The sequence below is a fragment of the Actinokineospora sp. genome, assembly GCF_050699995.1.
Classification (GTDB): domain Bacteria; phylum Actinomycetota; class Actinomycetes; order Mycobacteriales; family Pseudonocardiaceae; genus Actinokineospora.
In genome coordinates this window covers 1-5281 of record NZ_JBOHGC010000305.1, presented here as the reverse complement: position 1 = coordinate 5281, position 5281 = coordinate 1, and the positions used below count along the sequence as shown (strand labels likewise).

At 72.3% G+C, this 5281-nt stretch carries 4 protein-coding genes; 1 reads left to right on the top strand and 3 read right to left on the bottom strand.

All coding sequences use genetic code 11. The features are described from left to right. The 3 genes from ACRDSQ_RS15225 to ACRDSQ_RS15215 form a co-directional block, all read right to left on the bottom strand. Window positions 1-639: hypothetical protein (locus ACRDSQ_RS15225; RefSeq protein ID WP_431421797.1), on the bottom strand; the 639-nt coding region annotated here is incomplete at its 3' end. Window positions 640-644: 5 nt separating this feature from the next. Then, entirely contained in the window at window positions 645-4151 is a 3507-nt protein-coding gene (locus tag ACRDSQ_RS15220; RefSeq protein ID WP_431421796.1) for a hypothetical protein, read from the bottom strand. A 162-nt stretch (window positions 4152-4313) separates the two neighbouring features. Next, window positions 4314-4850, bottom strand: coding sequence for a maleylpyruvate isomerase family mycothiol-dependent enzyme (locus ACRDSQ_RS15215; protein ID WP_431421795.1), 537 nt, complete (start codon window positions 4848-4850; stop codon window positions 4314-4316). A gap of 198 nt (window positions 4851-5048) precedes the next feature. Between ACRDSQ_RS15215 and ACRDSQ_RS15210 the strand changes: the two genes are divergently transcribed. Then, a partial coding sequence (locus ACRDSQ_RS15210; RefSeq protein WP_431421798.1) for a sigma-70 family RNA polymerase sigma factor occupies window positions 5049-5281 on the top strand: 233 nt, incomplete at its 3' end.

Below are 5281 nucleotides of genomic sequence, written 5' to 3'. Positions count from 1 at the left end.
GAGCTGGCTGGTCGCGGGGCTGGGTCCGCCATGCGGCAGGCCGCCTCTGGCCTGGCCCCTGTTGTCACGGCGGACCTCGATCGCGCGGTCGATGCGGTCGTCGATCTGCCGCCGCAGCTCAGCGGCCGCGGCGGCCCGCTTCAGGGCGTCCCACGTCTGCCGTCCGCCGGGTTCGCGCAGCGGCCGGTCACCGGTCAGCTCCAGGTAGGCGGCGCCGAGCGCCCGCAGCCCGCCCGCGAGCGGATGCGGGTGGTCGCCTTGGCTCTCGGCCGCGACCGCGTGGTAGAGCCCGCGCGCCAAAGCCACGATCTCCTGCGCCGGATACGACCGGATCTCGGTGTCCGACAGGTCGCGGAAGGTCCACCCCTCGACCGTCAGCGGCGCGAGGTAGCTCGCCCACAGGGCAGGCCGCAGGGCGTCGGTGTCGACGTCCGCGTCGATCGTCCCGACGCCGTCCTTCTCGACGATCACCCGCGCCCCGGCCACGATGCCCGGCCAGTCCGCGAACGCCGGGAACGCCGACGCCGGTGTGTCCGGATCGTCCGGGGTCAGCCGGGGCGCGACGAACAGCGCCGCCCGCAACCTCCCGTCCGGCGCGGTGTCCTGGGGGAGCAGGGTGAAGACAACCGACTGGTCCATGCCCGTCATACCTCCGCGAACGCCTGGCAGTAGTCGATCCACGGGCAGTCGCCGTCGACAAAGGGCCCGAGGGCGTCGGCGAACGTCGGGTCGCCTTTGGACCCCGCGAACGTGCGTTCCGTGGAGATCCGCACGGAAGCGGAGAACATCAGGACCTCGACCTCGACGGTGATGGACGCCCGGCCCCGCACCTTCCCGGAGCCGAACTCGTACTCCAGCGCCATGTAGAGCTCGATGCACGCGGAGATCAGGCCGAGCACGTCGACCTCACCGCGGATGCGCAGGTACCCGGTGAGCGACCCGCCCGCCGCCGCCAGCCGCAGGTAGACCCCGGCCATGGCCGACACGGAGCCCGACGCGACGCCGAAGTCCAGCGCGAGCGTCGCGCCGAACTCCAGCGAGGCCTCCAGCAGCACGAGCTTCTTCGGGCTGATCCGCAGCCCGAAGAACCCGCCGCCGCCCATGAACAGGACCGACAGGTTGAAGGGCCGCTCCCGCGAGCAGAACGCGAAGCCGACCGTCGGCCCGTCGTCGCCGATGAACGGGAGCTGGATCTGCGCGGCGAGCGACAGGTTGGACAGGTTGAACACGCCGACCGCCACGTTCGGCAGGACCACGCTGAACCCGGTGGTGATCCCGGCGCTGTCGACGGTGACCGCGGGCGGGTCGGAGAAGCCGTCGCCGGGGATCAGCTCGCGCAGCTTGTCGACGAAACCGAGCACCCCCAGCCACTTCAGCGGCCCCATGTCGACGTCGATCTCCGACTTCGCGCCGGTCGAGGCGCGGAAGTAGAGCCGGGTGAACGGGATGTGCAGCAGGGGAACGCCCGGCAGCAGTTGCAGGGTGAAGTCGGTGAGCTGGGCCAGCACCTCGGTCGAGGGCTCGGCCACCAGGTCGCCGCCGCGGATGTCGACGGCGAGCAGCAGCGAGTCCGCGGCGGCGGGAAGGAAGATCGCGTCCTTGGGCGCGCTGCCCGGCCATTGGCGGACCGGCGGCTGCCAGGCCAGGTGCACGTGGGTCAGTATGTTCGCGCTCGGCACGCCCGCCGCGAGTCCCGCCAGGATCGCCGCCGCGTCAAGCGTCGGGTTGTTCAGCACCGAGTCCACGGTATCGAGCGCGCGCCGAACGATCGCCGCCCGTGCCATGCCCAGCGCGGCGAGTTCACCACGTGCCGCGGCGATCGCGGGCGAGAGCTTGGTGCTGATCAGGGTGGTGAACTCGGCCGCGGTGGGCGGCGGCGCGGCCCGCCGCATGAGCACGTCGAGGCCTGCCGCGGCGTCCTGAAGCTGAGCCCGCGCCGCGCTTGTCGGGGCGAGCATGGCGCTTGCCCTCGTCAGGCCGCCCGCGATGGCTCCCGCGAGGTCGAGCAGCCGCGAGGCGTAGGCGGGCACCTGGTCGAGTCCGAGGGGCGGCAGGATGTCGGCGAGGTCGAACAGGCCGAGGATCTTGCCCAACCCGGCGAACAGCGCGGTCGGGCTGGTCGGTGTCCCGCTCGCGGTGGCCGCGACGTCGGATACCGGTCCGGTGCCGCGGGCGATGCCGTCGATGTGCTGGCTGGGCTTGAGGAAACCGCCGGAGCGGTCGGTGGAGCCGTAGCTGAGCGGGGCGAGGGTGACCCCTTCGGCCTTGGCCAGGACGACTTCGCCTTTGTTGCCCGCGGCGTCGAAACCGTGCGCGAGGTAGGGGCCCGCGTAGCTCAGCCGCAACGGATTCTTCGACCCGGTGACGGCGGTGACCGCGGGGACGACGAAGTCACCGTGCAGCAGGAACGGTTCGCAGGTCGTGGCTTCCGGGTGCGCGGCGAACCGCAGTGTCCGCGTCTCGTAGGCCGCCTCCCCGGACGGACCTCGCGCCGCGACGGCGACCCGTCGGCTTCGCAGGTCCTGTTCGACCCGCGCGGTGAACCCCAGGGACGGGTCATCGTGCAGCGCCGCGCCGACCTTCTTGAGGCCGTACTGGGCGAGCACCGCCCCCGCCGCGGGCTTTCCGTCCTCCCGTTCGGCCACCCACAGCAGCGGTGCGGTGTAGCGGTGGGTGATGCCGTCCCGGTCGACGCCGGTGACGGTGAACGCGAACGGCGCGGTGTCGACCATCGGCCAGACGATCGTGGGGTCCGGCCCGGGGTCGTTGATGTCCGGCGTCACCTTCGGGCTGAGCGTGACCTGGCTGAACGGCATGATCCGGTTGCCGTAGGAGCGCACCTGGTCGCGCAGGACGATGAAGTGCCGCTGCCACAGGATCGCGAAGTCGCCGTCGGGCAGCTGGGGATCGGCCCGGCGGCGGGTCTCGGTGACCAGCACGGCGCGGTGTCCGAACGGGAACAGGTAGCCCTTGAGCACCACGCGCACGTACTGGTCGCGGCCCAGCGTCGTCCGGTGCTGCCACTCGGTGAACGCCTTGCCCGGCACATCCCAGTTGCCGCGCACGTCGATGAACGCGCCCAGCGAGGTCAGGTGCAGCCGGTCGACCTCGACCGGGCTCGGCGCCGGCCGCCGCCACAGACTGCCCGGTGCGCCCGTCGAGAGCTCCACGATGTCCGCGCGGTTCTTAGGGGTGAGACTCATCCGGAACGGGTGCGTGGCCGAGGGCAGGCCGTGCCCTCCGAGGTCGCGGGTCCACACCGCGCGCACGATCCGCTGACCGCCCGCCTGCTCGTCGACGCCGGAGTCGGTCCGCACGCCAAGGCGGGTGTGCCAGAGCTCGACGACCGCGTCGGGGGTGGGGTCGACCGTGCGCGTGTGCGCCCAGGCGCCGTCGGTGCTGGGGGACAGCTGCAGCCTGCTCGGCACCTCGATGGCCGTCTCCAGCCACGTCGGCTCGCGCCGGTCCGGCCGGACCAGCAGGTCGACGATCCGACCCGGGTCGATCAGGTCGCGGCGGATGCCGACGAGCAGCTCCTCCCGCAGCTCCGGCTCGACATCGAGGACCGTCGTCAGTTGGTCCGGCCGCAACTCGGCGGCGTGCCTGCGCAGCCCTTGGGCGGTGAGCAGGCGCATCGCCCGCACCCGGTCGACCGTGGCCTCAGCCGCCGTCCCCGGCAGGTGTCCCAGCAGGGCGGGCGCGCTCAGCAGCCGCCAGCTGAAGCGCGGCTCGGCGAGCGCAACGACCGCGAGCACCAGTGTGCCCATCGCGTCGAGCACGCCGTCGATGGTGAGCTTGACCCGGTCGGCGGCGTCGAGGACGTAGACCAGCCGAGTCGGCGCGGCGAAGCGGGCGCCCGCGGGCAGCGCCGGGTCCTCGGGCGCGCCGGTTCCCGCCTGCTTCTGCTGGTAGACCTGCTCGGCGACGTGCTGCGGGGGCAGGGTGACGACCAGTCGCGGTCGCGGCCCGTCCGGCACCAGGTAGGGAACGTCCTCGGCCACGACCACGGCGCAGTCGTTGGCGCCGACGTCGAGGATGAGGTGGTCGCGGGGCCGCATGACCCGCACCCGCAGCCTGCGGGCGAGCAGAGCGGGGGAAAGCAGCCGAGCCAGGTCATCGAACTCCGCGCCAGTCGGACCGTTGCTGCCCATGCGCTCTCCTAGACCGGCGTTCGGCGGCCTGACCGGAGCGTCGGCGGGACTCGGCGAAGGAACTGCGTCCTAAGGGGATCGCTGCGGCGAGCAGAAACGTGAGCACGCCACCGTTCACCTGATCGGGTGACGCCGGCCGGATGCACCGTCCTCTGTGGATGATTATCGGCGCCCCGCGGCGGAGAAGCGCGCCGCGGCCTCGCCATGCAACCGTCCCGGGGGCAGTCGGCGGCCGCAGACGACGAGCAGCAGGTCCTGTGCCAGGCCGGTGAGCGGTGTTCCGGTGCCGTGGCTCCAGTCGATGTCGGTGGCCCGCAGTTCGATCCCGGTGAGGTCCGTGCCGAAGAACGCGAGGTGCTTGGGCCGCATCCCGGACAGCACCGCCGCGACCCGCCGCGGCGGCACCCGCCGGTCCACCCCCAGCGCCACCCTGATGTCCAGGCCGTGGATGACCTCGTGCGAGAGGGCCCCGTGGACGCCACCGCCCGGCGGGGTCCACGGGTGCGTGGTGTTGTCGCGCACCGCCGCGAGCAGGTCCGCGTCGGTCATCCGGGCCGCGTCCCGCCTCGCGACGGTGTCGGACATGCGGTTGATGTCCCCGCGGGCCTTCACCAAGTCCAGCAGGGTGCGCGGCAACGACGTGCGGAACGGCGCGGTGAGGTGAGCGACGACTTCGGTCCGCCAAGTTCTCGCGTTCATCCGTCAGGTCGGCGCGCAGGTCTTCAGTCATCGCTCGGTCCTTCCGTCACGTGCTTCCGCGGGTGATACGGGCCAGGCGTCGGGAACTCATCGGTGTCGGTGCCCGCGCGTAGGGTCAGGCGGGTGACGACTTCGACGAGCGGCGCGGCCGTCCGGCTCGAACCGTTCCGTGGAGAACTGACGGGCTACTGCTACCGGATGCTCGGCTCCGGGTTCGAGGCCGAGGACGCCGTGCAGGAGACGCTGGTGCGCGCGTGGCGGGCGATGGACCGCTATGACGAGCGCCGGGCATCCTTGCGGACGTGGCTCTACCGGATCGCCACCAACGTCTGCCTCGACATGCTCCGCGGCGCCCAGCGGCGCGCGCGGCCGATGGACCTGCGCCCCGCGTCGGAACCTGGGCACGACATCGGAGCGCCGCTGGCCGAGCA

What these genes read in the sequence shown, in the direction of transcription:
- ACRDSQ_RS15220 (WP_431421796.1), bottom strand. Translation starts at nt 4,151, where the DNA reads ATGGGCAGCAACGGTCCGACTGGCGCGGAGTTCGATGACCTGGCTCGG.
- ACRDSQ_RS15215 (WP_431421795.1), bottom strand. Translation starts at nt 4,850, where the DNA reads ATGAACGCGAGAACTTGGCGGACCGAAGTCGTCGCTCACCTCACCGCG.